Origin of the sequence: Chelativorans sp. YIM 93263, assembly GCF_028767125.1 — a bacterium.
Classification (GTDB): Bacteria; Pseudomonadota; Alphaproteobacteria; order Rhizobiales; family Rhizobiaceae; genus Chelativorans.
The window spans coordinates 107391-123390 of the sequence record NZ_JAKCWP010000009.1 but is presented as its reverse complement, the minus strand read 5'-3'; the positions used below and the strand labels follow the sequence as shown (position 1 = coordinate 123390).

The following is a 16000-nucleotide window of genomic DNA, read 5'->3' as shown; positions in this document are numbered from 1 at the left end:
GACATCCCAACAATGGAGAAAAGTCATGCAGGACATTTCGGGCAAGCGCGTCGCCATTCTGGCGACCCACGGCTTCGAGCAATCGGAACTGGAGGTACCGCTCGAGAAATTGCGCGGGGCAGGCGCGGAAGTGGACGTGGTCTCGCTGGAACCCGGCCAGATAAAGGGCTGGGACAAGACGGATTGGGGCCGGCCGGTCCCGGTTGATAAAACGCTCGATGACGTCAGTCCGCAGGATTACGACGCCATTGTTCTGCCGGGCGGTCAGATCAATCCAGATCTTCTGCGCGTTGAGCAAAAGGCGTTGGACTTCGTCAAGAGCTTCTGGGACGACAACAAGGTCGTCGGCGCGATCTGTCATGCCCCCTGGGTACTCATCGAGGCCGGAATTGTTAAAGATCGCCGCCTCACCTCCTATAACTCGGTCAAGACGGACGTGATGAACGCCGGCGGCAGGTGGGAGAACAGCGAGGTCGTCACCGACCAGGGCCTCGTCACCGGCCGTCATCCCGGCGATCTCGATCCCTTCTGCGAAAAGCTGAGCGAGGAAATCCGCGAAGGCCGGCACGAGCGCCGCGCCGCCTGACCCTACGGCCTCACTCGGGATGGACGTGCGTCACCTCCTGGCGCGCGTCCATGTAAATTTCCGAGACAACCTTCCAGCTTTCGTCCGGCTGGCGCGCCAGCAACTTCAGCGAATGATTGTGCCGTACTGGCAGCGTTCCGCCCTCGACGGTGCCCTGCCCTTTTACCTGGGTATAAGTCTTCACCGCCACCGTGTCCTCGCCCACCGGCCGCACGGAGATTTCCGGCTCGGCGACGATCTCGCCCTGGGCGAAATTCGGATCGGCGAACAGCTCCTTGAGATAATCGACGATGGCCTCGCGCCCGGAGAGCGTGCGCCCGAAGGCATTGGTCCAGTCCGCATCCTCGACATAGACGTCGCGCAGGACTTCGGCGTCGCGCTCGGCGAAGCCCTTCAGTAAGGTCCTCAGCACCTTTTCGATTGCGTCTTCATCGCTCATGCTGCTTCTCCTCGTAAAGCTCGACAGGGACGGCACCAGTGTTCCACAGCCGGCGGTTGAGCGGTACCCCACTGCGCATCATCCCTCACGAACTTTCGTTCGAAAGACCGAAGTGTCGGATTTTACCGGCCTTCACCAGTTCAGCGAACACCGAGAGCGTCTCCGCGATCAGGGTTTCGTCCTCGGGCTGGTCGGGAAAGGCGCTAAATCGGGTTGGATTGCCGCCAATGACGGCACTCTGTCGCGGCGACGTCTACCGCCCCTCCTCCACCTGCTCGGCCCAGCTCTTTACGGTGCTCTCACTCATCAGGAACGAAAGCACAGTGTCTGTCAGTTGGGGCGCGAGAAAGATGTCATAGTGGGTCAGGTTCGGTAGGATCGCCAGGCGATTTTTCGACATGTGCTCGCGCTGCCAGCCGGCATCCCGCAAACCGCCGCCGAGAAACTGATAAAATTCAACTATATGCTCCGGACGATACATGTCGCTGTCGCCATAGACGAGCATCACCGGCATTTTCAGCGTTTTCACGTCCTCGGCCCAATTATAGGGCTTGCTCATCAGCGCACCCATGCTGTCGAGCAGCTTGGGGAAATCTTCCGGATGCGGCGCGACCGCGGCATAGGACTGGTACATGGGCGTATTTTTCATCATCTCGGCCATATCCGCGGCAACCTGGGCCTGCTGTTCCAGAATTCCCGGATAGAAGCCGTCGCGCGCAAAACCGGTGGAAACCAGCACCAGCCGGCGCACCATCTCCGGGTGCTGCACCGCGAGCCGGAACGCCACGCCCCCGCCCATGGAGTAGCCCATGGCGTCGACCTTGTCATAGCCGAGTTCGTTCAGAATCACGGACATGTCATTGCCCATGTCGATCAAATCGATATCGCGATCACCGAGCACTGTGCGCCCATGGCCGTGAAGGTCTACGGCGATCACCTCGCGTTCAGCGGTGAGCGCTGGCAGAACGGCGTCGAACATGTCGGTGGTTCCGAGCCCACCGTGCAAAAGTAGCAGCGGCTCGCCCGCGCCGTGAACCTCGTAATAATAATCGAGGCCGTTAGCTTCGATATAACCGCTCTTGGCTGCTTGCGTGTCCGTTGTGGTCTCCCCGTCCTGCGCGATAGCCGCTGGCATGGCGGAAATGGCTGCGGCTGCCGTGATCATGGCGATCAGCGTTTTTGTAAACATCTTAGTCTCCCTCTTTCTCCGGCGTCTGCCGGCTTCGATGCCCCAAGGACGAAGGAGGGAGGCGTTTTCCGACACGCCTAAGGACAGGGATTGCCGACCTTCTGATGAATCTCGTCCACCGCCGCCTGCATTTCCTCCGTCCATTCAACCTCGGCCGCATCCAGCGCTTCCTTGAGCTGGGCCATGCTGGTGGCGCCGACAATGTTCGCAGTCAGGAAAGGCCGCGAGTTCACGAATGCGTGGGCGAAGGTGGCCGGGGTGAGCCCGAATGTGCGGGCAATCTCGTTATAGGCCAGAATGGCTTCCGCCGCGCCGGGCTTCTCATAACGCTTCAGCCGATCGAAGAGCTGCTTGCGCGAGCCCTCCGGCAGTGCGCCGTGGTCATACTTTCCAGTCAGATAGCCTTGGGCCAAGGGCGAATAGGCCAGCAGGCTGACATCCTCACGCACGCAGGTCTCGGCAAGGTTTACCTCGAACGTGCGGTTGACGAGGCTGTAGGCGTTCTGGAGCGAGGCCACGCGCGGCCCGACGCCCTTGTCGGCCTCAGCGATATAGCGCATCACCCCCCACGAACTTTCGTTCGAAAGACCGAAGTGGCGGATCTTGCCGGCCTTGACCAATTCATCGAACACCGAAAGCGTCTCGGCAATCGGCGTCTCGTCATCGGGCTGCTCGGGAATGGCGGTAAGGCGGGTCGGATTGCCACCGAACTGTACGGTACGGTCCGGCCAGTGGATTTGATAGAGATCGAGATAATCGGTCTGAAGCCGTTTCAAGGATTTATCGACCGCATCCATGATGTCCGCGCGCACCAGTTTCGATGGCCGGCCACCGCGGAACCACTCATTCGCCGTTCGGCCGACGACCTTTGAGGCGACGATCACCTGGTCGCGATTTCCGCGCGCCTTCATCCAGGTGCCAATGATCTCCTCCGTGCGCCCCTGCGTCTCCGGCTTGGGCGGAATAGGATAAAGCTCCGCCGCGTCCAGGAAATTCACGCCCCGCTCGAAGGCATGATCCATTTGCTCGTGACCTCCGGCTTCGGTGTTCTGCTCACCCCAGGTCATGGTGCCGAGGCATATCCGGGTCACGAGAAGATCGGTGCGGCCGAGACGGCGCTTTTCCATGAAGAATCTCCGGTAAACTGTTTCAGTAGGCTTTCGCGATATTTATAGATCCGGGCGAGCGCGCGCAACGATCCGATCCATCAGGAGAATTGCTGCATCACGCAAAGAAAATTCACTTGTCAGCACGCCGTCAGCAGATAAAAGCCGCCAGCGGGCAGAACGCCCCGCCATGAGTAGTTCGCAACAAGAAACATCATTCTTTCGGGACAGTCAGGTCATGACAGTGCTGGCCTCGGGCGCGGGTGCACCGCCGGTCAAATCATGGTTTTCGGAGGCGCGCGCCATGGTCGTGCTCGCCTGGCCAATGGTTATGACCAACCTCGCCCAGACGGCCATGAATGTGACCGACGTGATGATGATGGGCCGGCTCTCGCCCCAGGCGCTTGCCGCCGGCACGCTTGGTCATAATCTCTATTTCCTGCCGATCATTTTCGGTCTCGGCCTGATGATGGCCACCTCGCCCATGATGGCCAGCGCTATCGGGCGCCGCCAGCGTGCGCTGCGTGAAGTGCGGCGCACGACCCGCCAGGGCCTGTGGCTTGCAATCACCATCTCGGTGCCGATCTGGTTCGTGTTGTGGCATTGCGAGGCCATTCTTCTGGCCATGGGACAGGATCCGGCGCTCAGTGCCGCAGCCAACGAATACATGCGAACACTGCAGTGGGCCGCCCTGCCCTTCTTCGGATATATCGTGCTGCGATCCTTCACCTCCGCCCTCGAGCGGCCGGGTTGGGCGATGGTGATCACAGTTTTCTGCGTGGCCTTCAACGTACTGGCGAACTGGTGTCTGATGTTCGGCAATCTTGGCTTTCCGGCCTACGGGATTGCGGGTTCCGGCATGGCAACCACGCTCTCCAGCATATTTCTGTTTTTCGGTCTGGTGATCGTGGTTTCGCTCGACCGGCAGTTTCGCCGCTATCAGTTGTTCGGCCGCTTCTGGCGGCCTGACTGGCCGCGCTATGTCGGGCTTTTGAAGCTCGGCCTGCCAATCGCCGCCATTCTCACTTTCGAGGTTTCGATCTTTAACGCGGCCGCGTTCCTGATGGGCCTCATCGACGCGATTTCGCTGGCTGCCCATGCCATTGCGATTCAGATTGCATCCGTCAGCTTCATGGTACCCATGGGACTCGGGCAGGCCGTAACCGTTCGGGTCGGTCGCGCTTACGGAGCGCAGAACGCCGAGGCGGTGACGCGTGCCGGCTGGACCGCCTTTACCCTCGGCGTCAGTTTCATGGCATTGATGGCGCTGATCATGCTGTTCGCGCCGCGGCTGCTGATCGCCGGTTTTCTGGATCTGGGCGCTCCGGAGAACCAGCCGGTCATTATGCTTGCCGTCACCTTTCTGGCGCTTGCCGGGCTCTTTCAGGTTGTCGATGGCGCGCAAGCCGTGGCCAGTGGGATGCTGCGCGGGCTGCACGATACGACCGTGCCGATGATATACGCCGCCATTGGCTATTGGGGCATCGGCCTGCCGACCAGCGTCATACTTGCCTTCCCGATGGGTCTCGAGGGCGCTGGGATCTGGCTTGGCCTGTTCACCGGGCTTGCGGTGGTTGCCGTGATGCTTCTGGTTCGCTGGCTGGGTCGGTCGAGACTTATGGCTTTTTCTTAAAGCCTTTCTTGGAGCTGCCGCTCTTGGCGTCGTCGATCAGCATATTCGCCACCTGCATGCGGATCATGGCGCGCGCCCGCAAGTGTTCAGGCACGCGGTCAGGATGATTGCGCAGTGCGAAATCGCGGCGCAGCCTATCCAGATCCCGCGGCCGAAAACGTTTGACCAGTCCGAGCTCACGGGCGATATCGCCCGGATCCACCGAAGGTTCCGGCTCGACCTCATTATCACCGTTCTCGGCCTTTTCGGGTGCAGCCGAACCGTGCGCAAACATGCTATAAGCCGCTTCCACAAAGTTTTCGGCGATGCTGATGCGGCCGGAATGCAGTTCTTCCGCCACCGAGAGATGATCCAGGGAAACCAGGTGCGCGCGATCAGGCTCTCTCGCACGGTCGCCGAGCAGATCATCCAGAATGCTCGCAAATTTGCGCGGCGCCCCTTTTGTCGTCATCCGATCACCCATCAATGCAATCTGACCGAGCCTAGCGAGCGCGCGTTAACAAAAGTCTGCGTGCACGGCGCAAATTTAACGAGCTACGTTCGAATGACCGCGGCTTCATGCTACGCGTGAAAATTATTCAGATCACATCAAGCGGAGCAGTTCATGAGACGTTTCCTGGCCGCGGCGGCTTTTTTTTTATTGCCGTCCTTGGCACTCGCCACCGAACCTTCCGGTCCTGACGATCGCCCGCTCGAAAGAGCAAAGGCACTCTTTGATAGGCTTTACGCGGACCGGTGCCAGACCGGCTCCGCGTCACCGGAAGCGCCGCAGCACCATGTGCTCTCTTTCAAGTATCCGTATCAGGACGCGGATGAACCGCCGCAAGAAGCGCATCTGTTCCGCTTCTTTTGCACCCGAGGCGCTTACAATGTGACGCACGCCTATCTGCTTGAGAACCAGCGCGGAGAGCTTGGCCCGCTGACCTTCGCGACACCGGCGCTTGATATCCGCTACGAAGACGACGCGAACGAGCGTGTGGAAGACATCCGTTTCACGGGATATGAGACGGTCGAAATGCTGGTGAATTCGCATTTCGATCCGCAGGCACAGGAGATCGTTTCTCACATGCGATGGAGAGGGCTTGGCGACGCCTCCTCCTCCGGTGCTTGGGAGTTCCGCTCCGGCGGTTTCACGCTCGTGAAATACGAGGTGGACGCATCCTACGACGCCGAGGTCAATCCGCAGGTGCTGCTCGACTTTCGTGACTAGAGCTTAGACCGCGGTCAGTGTTGCGGATCAAGGACACCACCAGCTGCATTCAGCGCTTCGGGCGTATCGACATCCACGCTCGCTGCGCGCCCCAATTCCACATCGATCACCTCCAGCGGTGCGCCTTCGATGATTTGCCGTGCGCCGGTGTCGCCCTCCAGCAGATCGATTTCGGAGAACAGCGCGCGCGGCAGGATGACTGGATTGCCTCGCTTCCCGGAATGCGTGGCGCGGATGACTGCGTTGCCGCCGGCCTTTGTGAAGGCCTCGATCAGGCGGTTCAGGTCGGTCGTCGTGATCTCCGGCATGTCAGCCAGCATGATCAGCGCCCCGCCGGCCGAAGGTGGAAGTGCGCGAACACCGGTCTTGAGCGAGCTGGCCAGTCCGCTTGCAAAAGCGTCGTTATGGGCTCGCTTCAAGTCCAGTCCCGACAGCACCCCCGAAACGGCCTCGGCCTCGTGGCCTGTGACGATCACCGTGCCGCCAGTCTTGCTCTCAATGGCACGCTCGGCGGTGCGGCGAACCAAAGGCTTGCCGTCGAACTCGGCAAGCAGCTTGTTTCCCCTGCCCATGCGGCGTGACTGGCCGGCGGCAAGCAAGACGGTCCAGACCTTGGCAGGTGCCGGTTTCGGCGTTGCCTCACGCGGTTGCGGACGCGTTGGAATCTCCATCAGCAGGCCACCCACTCCCATGCCGGCGATCTCCTCGGAGGTCACATCCATCCCGGCGATCAGCCGGTCAATCACCCAGTCGAAGCCATTGAGCTTGGGGCTGCGGGCACAGCCGGGCGCGCCCAGAATGGGCTTGCCGTCCAGCGATCCGACGACCAGCAGGTTGCCGGGATCGACGGGCATCCCCACGCGGTAGACCGTGCCCCCGGCGCGGCGGATCGCGGCCGGGATGACGTCTTCCTCGTCGCAGATAGCCGAGGCGCCGAAGACGAACACCATGTCGTTTTCGCGTGCTTGCGCGCGGATCGCCCGAGCAACACTCTCTTCCTTATGCGGGGGACGTTCCTCATGCGTGATCCGGCTCGCGGAGCGCGCAAGGCGCGCTTCGGTAATGCGCGCCGTCTTGTCCAGAACACTCGCCTTCACGCCGGCCAAGGTGGTCTGGATCAGGCCAACGCGCTTGGGCTGGAAAGGCCGCAGGGCAAAGGCATCGCTGCCCGCGCAGGCGGCCTCGGCGCGCGCCACCAGCGCCTCGGGCACGGCGAAGGGAATGATTTTCACGGTCGCCACCATCTGCCCCGCCTCGACCCGCGCGTAGGGTTCCAGCGTGGCGATCGTAATGGCGGGGTCTATGCGATTGATCGCGTCGATGACCTGCCGGTCGACCAGGAAGACGCCGGCTTCCGCCGCGTGAAAATTCACCCGGCCCGTTGCCGGCGCCCGCGCTTGGACATAGGCCGTGCCGAGGGCGCCAGCGATGCGCCCGGCTGCCTCGTCCTCGTCGAGATCGTCGGCTGCGAGAACGGCCGCGATCACTTCCTGCACGCCGGCCTCGGACAACTGGCGAATGTCATCCGCGGTCAGGCGATGCGCCTTGCGGAAGCGCCGGTCGCCGGCCACGGTCGCGTGCGCCAGCACCGCGCCTTCGGCTTTCTCGACGGGTATCGGGCCGAATTTCATGCCGCCTTGCCCGCGCGTTGTTCCAGCCCGCGCGAGCGCAGTGCTTCGATCACCTCCGCCAACACGGCAACGGCAATCTCTGCGGGGCTCGCCGCGCCGATGGACAGGCCGATGGGCGCGCGGATGCGATCGAGCTGGGCCTGCGGCACCCCATCCGCCGTCAGTCGGTCTACACGCTTGCCATGGGTTTTCCTGCTTCCCAGCGCACCGACATAGAAACAGCCCGCCTCCAGAGCCGCCTTCAAGGCAAAGTCATCGATCTTGGGATCGTGCGTGAGGGCTGCGAGCGCGCAATAGGGATCGAGCGGACTTTGCCTCAGCGCCTCCTCCGGCCATTCGGCGTCCAGCCGAACACCCGGGAAGCGCTCGGAAGAAGAGAAAGCCGTGCGCGGGTCGATGATATGTGTATCGAAGCCGGCCATTCTCGCTATGGGCGCGAGCGTTTGGCTGATATGGACCGCCCCGATCATCACCAGACGCGGTGGCGGTATATAGACGTTCAGGAAGAAGTTTCGGTCGTCGACCTCAACCGAACCGGATCTGCCGGAGCGAAACGCCTTTTCGATCGCATCCCCAAGCGAGCCGGCGACGGCATCGCCTTCTACGACCACCCGGTCGCGACCATCACTCAAGTCGGTAAGAAGAAGCACAGCGCGACGTTCACGGCGGCATTGGTTGAGCTTTTTCAGGGAGTACGGGTCCATGGGCTAACCCAGCCGTTCGACGTAAACCTTGATACGGCCGCCGCAGGAAAGACCGACTTCCCAGGCGGTCTCGTCGGCAACGCCGAATTCGAGCATGCGCGGCGTGCCGTCTTCAAGCACGTCCACGGCTTCGGCCACCACAGCACCTTCGACACAGCCGCCGGAAACCGAGCCTTCGAAATGCCCTTCCTTATCAATGACCAGATGGCTGCCGATGGGCCGCGGCGCCGATCCCCAGGTTTCCACGACCGTCGCGATTGCCACATCCTTGCCGGACCGCATCCAGTCCTCGGCGATCATGAGGGGATCGAGTGGCTGATCGGTTTCAACGTATTCGGGCATTCTCTCGTTTCCTCACCAGGCCATCAATATGGTCACGCAAGGGCCTCCTTGCCAAGTCCCCGATGGCGCGCACGCGCCCGAGCCCTGCGCGGAGGATCGGCGGAAAGCGCAGTACACAGATCGGCAAGCGCATCGAGCGAATGGACCGGGCGGAACTCGTCCACATGAGACATCATGGCGCGAACCCCGCGCGCCCGCGCTTCGAACCCGTCGAAGCGCAGCAAGGGATTGAGCCAGATCAGCCGGCGGCACGACTTCTGGAGGCGCTCCATCTCCCGTGACAGTGTTTCGATGTCGTCACGTTCCAGGCCATCGGTGATCAGCAGGACGGTTGCGCCCTGCCCCAGCACACGGCGTGACCATAGACGGTTGAACGTGCCGATCGTCTGGCCGATCCGCGTGCCGCCGGACCAGTCCTGCACCGCAGCGGTGCATTCGGCCAACGCCTCGTCAGGATCGCGGTGGCGCAGTTGCCGCGTGAGATTGGTCAGCCGCGTGCCGAACGCGAAGCTGTGCACGCGCCGGCGCTTTTCGGCAAGCGCGTGCAGAAAATGCAGGAAGATGCGCGTGTACTGGCTCATGGAGCCCGAAATATCCGCCAGCACCACAAGCGGCGGATGCACCTGCCGCGCAGAGCGGTACTTCGGCAGGATGAGATCGCCGCCGGTGCGCAAACCGAAACGCATCATCGCGCGCGGATCGACCCGGTTACCGCGCGCGTTCGAACGGAAACGGCGCGTGACCACCAGATCGTTCGGCATGACGAGACCGGCAAGAGCCCGCCGCGCGGCGGAGAGTTCCTCAGCCGTCATCTGCGCAAAATCCTTCTCGCGCAGCACCTCTTCCGTGGAGAGCGTCAGGCGAGCGTCGATTTCCACCTCTTCCTGCTTCGGGCGGTCCTGCTGCCGGTTCTCGAAGAGCGCGTCGCTCGCCCGCGTCTCGCCGGCCTTTGGCTTTTCCTTCTGCGCGCGATCGGGCGCGACCGGCGACAGCATCGCGAGCATCTTCTCGACGAGTTCGCGCGAGCGCCAGAACAGGCGGAATGCTTTGTCGAAAACCGCGTGATCCTCGTGCCGGGTGACAAGAACGGCATGCAGCGTCCAGTAAAAGTCGTCTCGGCTTCCAATGCCGGCCGTCAGAACGGCGCGGATCGCGTCCGTTACGGCGCCGGGCCCGAGGCGCAGGCCGGCCTTGCGCAGCGTGCGCGCAAAATAGACGATGTTATCGGCAAGCCGGCCCTGGGGATCGGCGCTCTCCGTGGATTTCTTTCCCTTCGCCCTGGCCACATTCAGCCTGCAGCTTCAAGCTCGGCTTTAACTTCACTCAGTATCTTTGCGCTCTCGCCTTCCTGTAGACGCGCGATATCATCCTGATATTTCAGCAGCACGCCCAGTGTGTCGGAGACGGTTTCCGGATCCAGAGCAATCTTGTCGAGCTCCGTCAGTGCGCTCGCCCAGTCGATTGACTCGGCCACGCCGGGCACCTTGAAAAGGTCGAATTCGCGCAATCGCTGGACATAGGCGACCACTTCCTGCGAGAGCTGTTCATTGGCCTTCGGCACCCGACGATGGACGATTTCCAGTTCCCGTTCTGCATCGGGATAGTCCACCCAGTGATAAAGACAACGCCGCTTCAGCGCGTCATGGATCTCGCGGGTGCGGTTGGTGGTGATGATGACGATGGGCGGCTCCTCGGCACGGATGGTGCCCAACTCCGGTACGCTGACCTGATAGTCGGAAAGGATTTCCAGAAGAAAAGCCTCGAAAGCCTCGTCCGTGCGGTCCAATTCGTCGATCAGGAAGACCGGCGCCGCACCCGCCTCGCCCGTCAAGGCTTCCATGACCGGCCGGCGGATCAGGTACCGCTCGGAAAAGACGTTGCGCTCCATTGCACTGCGATCCGTCACGCCTGCCGCTTCTTCCATGCGGATCTCGATCATCTGCGCGGCGTAGTTCCACTCGTAGACTGCGGAGGAGACGTCCAGCCCTTCATAGCATTGCAAGCGAATCAGGCGGCGGCCCAGCGCTTGCGCCAACACCTTGGCAATCTCGGTCTTGCCGACACCGGCCTCGCCTTCCAGAAAGAGTGGGCGCTGCATAGCCAGGCTCAAATAGAGCACCGTCGCCAGTGCGCGATCGGCCACATAGCCGCCCCCCGACAACAGATCGAGCGTTTCGTCGATCGATTGCGGAACGGCGCGTGCGGTGGTTTCGGGCATGATATCTCCGGGAGAAAATCTCTACAGAACGCGGTAGCCCCGGTTATGATAAAGGAGCGGGCGTAAGTTAACGCCCACACGCAGGCCTGTCACCTTCCCGAAGTATATACGGTGTGTGGCAAGGTCCTTGGTATCGATCACCTGGCAATCGAATGCCGCCATGGCCGTCTTGAGCACGGGCGCGCCGGTGGATAATGTTTCCCATTCCGCCAAGGCAAAGCGCTCGTCGGGCGGCAAGCCGGTCAGCCCGGAAAACGCGTTTGACAACTCCTGATGCTCCGCAGCGAGCGTGTTCAGGGCGAAGACGCCGTTTTCGAGAAAACACTTGTTGTTGGGGTTTTCGCGATTCAGGCAAACCAGCACGATCGGCGGGCTATCGGAAACCGAGCAGGCGGCAATTGCCGTGACACCGCGACGGCCGTTCGGGCCGTCCGTCGTGACGATATGCACGGCGCCGGCGAAGTGCGCCATTGCGTCCCGATAATCCTGTGGTGCGATGTCATTGGTCTTCAGCACAAGAACTCCCCGTCTCCTCGCTACAGATAGGTCGCTGCCCCGCCGTTTGAAAGTGGGGCGTCCGTGCGCCTATAGCGTGTTGCGCCAAGCCTCGCCACCATTTACCAGAGAGGGAGATTGTCCACGAGGATTTACGGCCTGTCATAATGCGTTATGCCCTTCTCGCGTTCTACCTCGGCGTGTTTGCAGCCGCCGGCCACGCCCATGCACAGTCGGTGACGATCGGCCTGGCTGCGCCAGTCGAGGAGACTTTCGCAATTCTCGGCGAACAATTTGCCGAAGGCGCGCGCGCCGCCATACGTGAGAATGATGGCGTCGAACTTGTCGAATCCAATAGTGCATGCACCGAAGAAGGTGGCAGGCAGGCTGCGGAAGCTCTTCTCGAAGCAAATGTCCAGTTCGTAATCGGCTTTCTTTGCACACCGGCCGTCGAAGCCGCCCTGCCCCTCCTCGCCGAAGCCGGCATTCCGGTCATCACGCCCGTACGCACCGACAGTCTCACCGACGGGAAGGAACGCACCGGCTGGCCTGTATTCCGCCTCGGTCCCCGTGCTGATGGGGAGCGCGACGCGGTGGCGGATATCCTGGTGAGCCGCTGGCGGGATGTGTTCTTCGCCATTGTCGATGACGGAACGATCTATGGGCGCGAGCTTGCGGAGCATTTTCGCGCGGCGGCCGAACGCGCAGAGTTAAAGCCGGTGCTCTTCGATACGTTTCGTCCGCAGCTCGACAATCAGATCGGCCTGCTCGGCCGCCTGCGCCGCGCAGGAGCAACGCACGTCTTCGTCGGCGGCGACCGCGCCGACATCGCCATCATGGCGCGCGATGCCGAACAACTCGACTACGATGTCGTGCTTGCCGGCGGCGAGGCTTTGCGCGCCTCTGACGGCGAGGTGCCGCTTTCGCAAGGTGTTCTGATGATCGGCCCGCCGCGGTGGGAAGATCTGGCCCAGGAAGATGTGCTTTCCGCCCTGGAGACGGCGGATACCGTCCCGGAGGGTTACGTGATCCCGGGCTATACGGCGCTGCAGGTCGCCGCGGCAGCCGCGCGCATCGCGCAACAAGATGGCCTCCCCATCGAGGAGGTGTTTCAAACAACGACTTTCGAGACCGCCATCGGGCCGGTTGATTTCGATGGCAAGGGCGATCTTTCGCGAGAGTTGTACCGCCTCTTCCGTTATGACGGCGAAGAATTCGTGGAGGTCGAATGATGTTCGAGCCCGGCCCCCGGAACCTCATTACGGATGTCGCAGGCCTCGCGGTCGGCAACAGCCAGGACGCGCGGCTGAAATCCGGCGTTACGGTCGTTGTGTGCGAGGAGCCGGCGGTGGCCGGCGTACAGGTGCTCGGCGGCGCGCCGGGAACGCGCGAAACGGACCTTCTGGCGCCGCATAATCTCGTCGAAGGCGTGCATGCAGTGGTCCTTTCCGGCGGCTCCGCCTTCGGTCTCGATGCGGCATCGAGCGTGCAGGCTGCCCTGCGCGAAAAGGGCGTCGGCTTCGAGGTCGCAGGCCAGCGCGTCCCGATAATTCCCGCCGCCATCCTCTTTGATCTCGCCAATGGCGGCGATAAGGATTGGAAGGGCTACCCGCCCTATCGCGAGCTCGGGCATGCCGCGGCAAAGTCGGCCGCCATCGAATTCAGGCTCGGCTCTCATGGCGCCGGCGCCGGCGCCACGACGGCGAAGCTGAAGGGCGGACTTGGCTCTGCCTCCTGTGTGCTTCCGAACGGCGTTACGGTCGGGGCATTGGTCGCGGTCAACCCGGTGGGCTCTCCCACGATAGGCGAAACCGGCCATTTCTGGGCTGCCCCTTTCGAGGTGGGCGCGGAGTTCGGCGGGCTTGGCCTCCCCACCCCGTTTCCCGCCGACGCACGCAAGGTCGTCACCAAGCTCGACAGCGCCGCGCCCGGCGGCAACACCACCATCGGCATCGTCGCCACTGATGCCAAGCTCAACAAAGCCGCCGCCCGCCGGCTGGCCATCGCCGCGCATGATGGCTTCGCCCGCGCGATCTGGCCGGCGCACACGCCCTTTGACGGCGACCTCATCTTTTCGCTCGCGACCGGGCGCAGCGGCGTGGATCTGGAGATGTCTGCAAGCATCGAGCTCCACGCGGCCGCCGCTTCCGTCATGGCCCGCGCCATTGCACGTGGCGTTTTCACCGCCGAAAAAGCCGAGGGCGATGTGTTTCCGGTATGGTCGGAGAGGCACAACGGACCGGAACCCATCTGAACCGTGAACAAACAGGAGCCTGCCGATGCGAGTGCTGCGCCCGATTGCGATCCTGACCGCATTCCTCTTCGTGGGAGTGACCGCTCGAGCCGGTGACATGGCAACGTTGAACATCCTGGGCTTCAGCCCCGACGGGGCCATCTTCGCCTTCGAAGAATACGGCGTGCAGGACGGCTCCGGCTTTCCCTACGCGAACCGCTATTACATCGACACGGCGGCTGACCGCTTCCTGCCCAGCACGCCCGTCCGCGTGCACATTCAGGATGGGCAGGCAACTGTCGAAGAGGCGCGTGCTGATGCGAAAGATCAAGCAGAGTCAGTTATTTCCGACGAGAACTTGACGGAAGGATTCCGTGCCGGCTGGAACGCCGTGACCGAGCTGTCCGCCGAGCCACATCGAATGATGGTCAATCCTCGTCCCATCATGCCGCCGCTCGATGAAACGCTCGAATTCCGGCTCGAGGAACTGAGCCTGCAGTATCCTGAAAACTGCCGCGACCTCGGAGAACGGATCTTCGGCTTCCGCCTGCTGAGGATCGGCACGTCAGGAGGAGAGCAGACCGGGATCGTCCATGAGGACAAAAGAGTTCCGTCGAGCCGCGGCTGCCCCCTTGGCTACTCGATCGCCGGGATTCAGACCTACCACCCCCGGGGCGAGCCGGCAGTCTTCGCCGTCATTATCGCAGTTCGCCGTTTCGGTTTTGAGGGTCCGGACCACCGCTTTATGGCGGTGACGGGGCGGTTGTGAGCTTCGTGGCCGCCCGCGTTGACTTGAGCCCGCCTTCTGCTACGACGCACCCTGTCTTTCATGAGGAGCAGGCAGACGCATGATCCCGCGCTATTCGCGGCCCGAAATGGCCGCCATTTGGTCGCCCGAAACGAAATTTCGTATCTGGTTCGAGATCGAGGCTCACGCCGCCGATGCCATGGCCGAACTCGGGATCGTGCCGAAAGAGGCCGCGAAGACCATTTGGGAGAAAGGCGGTCCGGCGACCTTCGACATCGACCGCATCGATGAGATCGAGCGGGAGACCAAGCACGACGTCATCGCTTTTCTCACGCATCTGGCAGAGATCGTTGGCCCGGACGCGCGCTTCGTTCACCAGGGCATGACATCGTCGGATGTGCTCGACACTTGCTTCAACGTGCAGCTCGTGCGCGCCAGCGACATTCTGCTGGCTGACCTCGACGCCCTGCTCGCAGCCCTGAAAAAGCGCGCCCTGGAGCACAAGGACACGATCACGATCGGCCGCAGCCACGGCATCCATGCCGAGCCCATCACCTTCGGGCTCAAACTGGCGCAGGCTTATGCGGAGTTCGCCCGCTGTCGCCAGCGGCTTGTAAACGCGCGCGAAGAGATCGCCACCTGCGCTATTTCCGGCGCCGTGGGCACCTTCGCCAATATCGATCCGCGTGTCGAAGAACACGTGGCGGAGAAAATGGGGCTGACACCCGAGCCGGTCTCCACCCAGGTGATCCCTCGCGACCGGCACGCGATGTTCTTCGCCACGCTGGCCGTCATCGCCTCCTCGATAGAGCGGTTGGCCGTCGAAGTGCGCCATCTCCAGCGCACGGAGGTGCTGGAAGCTGAGGAATATTTCTCGCCCGGCCAGAAGGGCTCGTCGGCCATGCCGCACAAGCGCAATCCGGTTCTATCGGAAAACCTGACGGGCCTTGCCCGTATGGTCCGCGCTTACGCCATGCCGGCGATGGAGAATGTCGCACTTTGGCACGAGCGCGATATCTCCCACTCCTCCGTGGAGCGCATGATTGGGCCGGACGCCACGGTGACGCTCGATTTCGCCCTCAGCCGCCTGACCGGTATGATGGAAAAGCTCGTGGTCTACCCGGACGCAATGGAAAAGAACCTCAACCAGTTCCGCGGTCTTGTGCACTCCCAGCGCGTTCTCCTGGCACTCACGCAAGCCGGCGTCAGCCGCGAAGACGCCTACCGGCTCGTCCAGCGCAACGCCATGAAGGTTTGGGAACACGGCGCTGATTTCCTTGAGGAACTACTGGCCGACAAGCATGTCCGCGCAGCCCTCTCGGAAGAGCAAATCCGGGAGAAATTTGACCTCGGCTATCACACCAAGCATGTGGACACGATTTTCAACCGGGTGTTTGGATAGCGCATGATGGAATGAATTGCGGTCGCGCCCTGCTGTTCGGCGAGTTTTACTCCCGTATGCGGCC

General features: G+C 62.2%; 17 protein-coding genes and 1 pseudogene. 7 read left to right on the top strand and 11 right to left on the bottom strand.

The genetic code is table 11. The features are described 5' to 3' along the window. Positions 1 to 25 precede the first annotated feature (25 nt). The gene (locus LY631_RS17410; RefSeq protein WP_274426861.1) at positions 26 to 586 is read left to right on the top strand and encodes a type 1 glutamine amidotransferase domain-containing protein; all 561 of its coding nucleotides are present in this window, start codon (positions 26 to 28) and stop codon (positions 584 to 586) included. A 10-nt stretch (positions 587 to 596) separates the two neighbouring features. Here LY631_RS17410 and LY631_RS17405 read toward each other — a convergent pair whose 3' ends face one another. From LY631_RS17405 to LY631_RS17390, 4 genes and pseudogenes are all read right to left on the bottom strand, one after another. Next, entirely contained in the window at positions 597 to 1025 is a 429-nt protein-coding gene (locus LY631_RS17405) for a YybH family protein (protein WP_274426860.1), read from the bottom strand. Positions 1026 to 1113: 88 nt separating this feature from the next. Continuing rightward, positions 1114 to 1272, bottom strand: a pseudogene (locus LY631_RS20535) (aldo/keto reductase); the annotation flags it as partial. A 6-nt stretch (positions 1273 to 1278) separates the two neighbouring features. Further along, the gene (locus tag LY631_RS17395) at positions 1279 to 2214 is read right to left on the bottom strand and encodes an alpha/beta fold hydrolase (RefSeq protein WP_274426859.1); all 936 of its coding nucleotides are present in this window, start codon (positions 2212 to 2214) and stop codon (positions 1279 to 1281) included. Between the two features lie 77 nt (positions 2215 to 2291). Then, on the bottom strand, positions 2292 to 3341 hold the full coding sequence (locus LY631_RS17390; RefSeq protein WP_274426858.1) for an aldo/keto reductase: 1050 nt from the start codon (positions 3339 to 3341) through the stop codon (positions 2292 to 2294). 217 nt (positions 3342 to 3558) lie between these two features. Between LY631_RS17390 and LY631_RS17385 the strand changes: the two genes are divergently transcribed. Then, complete coding sequence (locus tag LY631_RS17385; protein WP_274426857.1) at positions 3559 to 4953, top strand: MATE family efflux transporter; 1395 nt, start codon at positions 3559 to 3561, stop codon at positions 4951 to 4953. Here the strand turns inward: LY631_RS17385 and LY631_RS17380 are convergent. Next, positions 4937 to 5404 carry a hypothetical protein gene (locus LY631_RS17380; protein WP_274426856.1) on the bottom strand — a complete coding sequence of 156 codons (468 nt, stop codon included), beginning with the start codon at positions 5402 to 5404 and terminating at the stop codon, positions 4937 to 4939. The genes LY631_RS17385 and LY631_RS17380 overlap by 17 nt on opposite strands. 153 nt (positions 5405 to 5557) lie before the next feature. Here LY631_RS17380 and LY631_RS17375 point away from each other — a divergent pair, with 153 nt between their 5' ends. Continuing rightward, entirely contained in the window at positions 5558 to 6163 is a 606-nt protein-coding gene (locus tag LY631_RS17375; RefSeq protein ID WP_274426855.1) for a DUF1176 domain-containing protein, read from the top strand. A gap of 14 nt (positions 6164 to 6177) precedes the next feature. Here LY631_RS17375 and LY631_RS17370 read toward each other — a convergent pair whose 3' ends face one another. The 6 genes from LY631_RS17370 to LY631_RS17345 are packed head-to-tail and all read right to left on the bottom strand — an operon-like array spanning position 6178 to position 11574. Continuing rightward, positions 6178 to 7794, bottom strand: a complete 1617-nt coding sequence (locus LY631_RS17370) for a molybdopterin-binding/glycosyltransferase family 2 protein (RefSeq protein WP_274426854.1) — start codon at positions 7792 to 7794, stop codon at positions 6178 to 6180. Further along, the gene (locus LY631_RS17365; protein ID WP_274426853.1) at positions 7791 to 8498 is read right to left on the bottom strand and encodes an XdhC family protein; all 708 of its coding nucleotides are present in this window, start codon (positions 8496 to 8498) and stop codon (positions 7791 to 7793) included. Before LY631_RS17365 ends, LY631_RS17370 begins: the two co-directional genes overlap by 4 nt. Before the next feature lie 3 nt (positions 8499 to 8501). Beyond that, a complete protein-coding gene (locus LY631_RS17360) occupies positions 8502 to 8840 on the bottom strand; it encodes an XdhC family protein (RefSeq protein ID WP_274426852.1) in 339 nt (112 codons plus the stop codon). Between the two features lie 32 nt (positions 8841 to 8872). Continuing rightward, a complete protein-coding gene (locus LY631_RS17355) occupies positions 8873 to 10126 on the bottom strand; it encodes a vWA domain-containing protein (RefSeq protein WP_274426851.1) in 1254 nt (417 codons plus the stop codon). A 2-nt stretch (positions 10127 to 10128) separates the two neighbouring features. Beyond that, a complete protein-coding gene (locus LY631_RS17350) occupies positions 10129 to 11058 on the bottom strand; it encodes an AAA family ATPase (protein ID WP_274426850.1) in 930 nt (309 codons plus the stop codon). Positions 11059 to 11079: 21 nt separating this feature from the next. Then, a complete protein-coding gene (locus LY631_RS17345; RefSeq protein ID WP_274426849.1) occupies positions 11080 to 11574 on the bottom strand; it encodes a flavin reductase in 495 nt (164 codons plus the stop codon). Between the two features lie 146 nt (positions 11575 to 11720). Here LY631_RS17345 and LY631_RS17340 point away from each other — a divergent pair, with 146 nt between their 5' ends. From LY631_RS17340 to purB, 4 genes are all read left to right on the top strand, one after another. Next, a complete protein-coding gene (locus LY631_RS17340) occupies positions 11721 to 12785 on the top strand; it encodes a branched-chain amino acid ABC transporter substrate-binding protein (protein WP_274426848.1) in 1065 nt (354 codons plus the stop codon). Beyond that, positions 12785 to 13807, top strand: a complete 1023-nt coding sequence (locus tag LY631_RS17335) for a P1 family peptidase (RefSeq protein ID WP_274426911.1) — start codon at positions 12785 to 12787, stop codon at positions 13805 to 13807. The genes LY631_RS17340 and LY631_RS17335 overlap by 1 nt, the downstream gene beginning before the upstream one ends. Before the next feature lie 25 nt (positions 13808 to 13832). After that, positions 13833 to 14555, top strand: a complete 723-nt coding sequence (locus LY631_RS17330) for a DUF2259 domain-containing protein (protein ID WP_274426847.1) — start codon at positions 13833 to 13835, stop codon at positions 14553 to 14555. A gap of 79 nt (positions 14556 to 14634) precedes the next feature. Then, positions 14635 to 15936 carry an adenylosuccinate lyase gene (gene purB / locus LY631_RS17325; protein WP_274426846.1) on the top strand — a complete coding sequence of 434 codons (1302 nt, stop codon included), beginning with the start codon at positions 14635 to 14637 and terminating at the stop codon, positions 15934 to 15936. Positions 15937 to 16000: the final 64 nt, after the last annotated feature.

Coding starts and splice junctions, on each gene's coding strand:
- LY631_RS17330 (WP_274426847.1), top strand. CDS start 13,833: ATGCGAGTGCTGCGCCCGATTGCGATCCTGACCGCATTCCTCTTCGTG.
- LY631_RS17410 (WP_274426861.1), top strand. CDS start 26: ATGCAGGACATTTCGGGCAAGCGCGTCGCCATTCTGGCGACCCACGGC.
- LY631_RS17375 (WP_274426855.1), top strand. CDS start 5,558: ATGAGACGTTTCCTGGCCGCGGCGGCTTTTTTTTTATTGCCGTCCTTG.
- LY631_RS17390 (WP_274426858.1), bottom strand. CDS start 3,341: ATGGAAAAGCGCCGTCTCGGCCGCACCGATCTTCTCGTGACCCGGATA.
- LY631_RS17335 (WP_274426911.1), top strand. CDS start 12,785: ATGTTCGAGCCCGGCCCCCGGAACCTCATTACGGATGTCGCAGGCCTC.
- LY631_RS17350 (WP_274426850.1), bottom strand. CDS start 11,058: ATGCCCGAAACCACCGCACGCGCCGTTCCGCAATCGATCGACGAAACG.
- LY631_RS17380 (WP_274426856.1), bottom strand. CDS start 5,404: ATGACGACAAAAGGGGCGCCGCGCAAATTTGCGAGCATTCTGGATGAT.
- LY631_RS17370 (WP_274426854.1), bottom strand. CDS start 7,794: ATGAAATTCGGCCCGATACCCGTCGAGAAAGCCGAAGGCGCGGTGCTG.
- LY631_RS17405 (WP_274426860.1), bottom strand. CDS start 1,025: ATGAGCGATGAAGACGCAATCGAAAAGGTGCTGAGGACCTTACTGAAG.
- LY631_RS17340 (WP_274426848.1), top strand. CDS start 11,721: ATGCGTTATGCCCTTCTCGCGTTCTACCTCGGCGTGTTTGCAGCCGCC.
- LY631_RS17395 (WP_274426859.1), bottom strand. CDS start 2,214: ATGTTTACAAAAACGCTGATCGCCATGATCACGGCAGCCGCAGCCATT.
- LY631_RS17360 (WP_274426852.1), bottom strand. CDS start 8,840: ATGCCCGAATACGTTGAAACCGATCAGCCACTCGATCCCCTCATGATC.
- purB (WP_274426846.1), top strand. CDS start 14,635: ATGATCCCGCGCTATTCGCGGCCCGAAATGGCCGCCATTTGGTCGCCC.
- LY631_RS17365 (WP_274426853.1), bottom strand. CDS start 8,498: ATGGACCCGTACTCCCTGAAAAAGCTCAACCAATGCCGCCGTGAACGT.
- LY631_RS17385 (WP_274426857.1), top strand. CDS start 3,559: ATGACAGTGCTGGCCTCGGGCGCGGGTGCACCGCCGGTCAAATCATGG.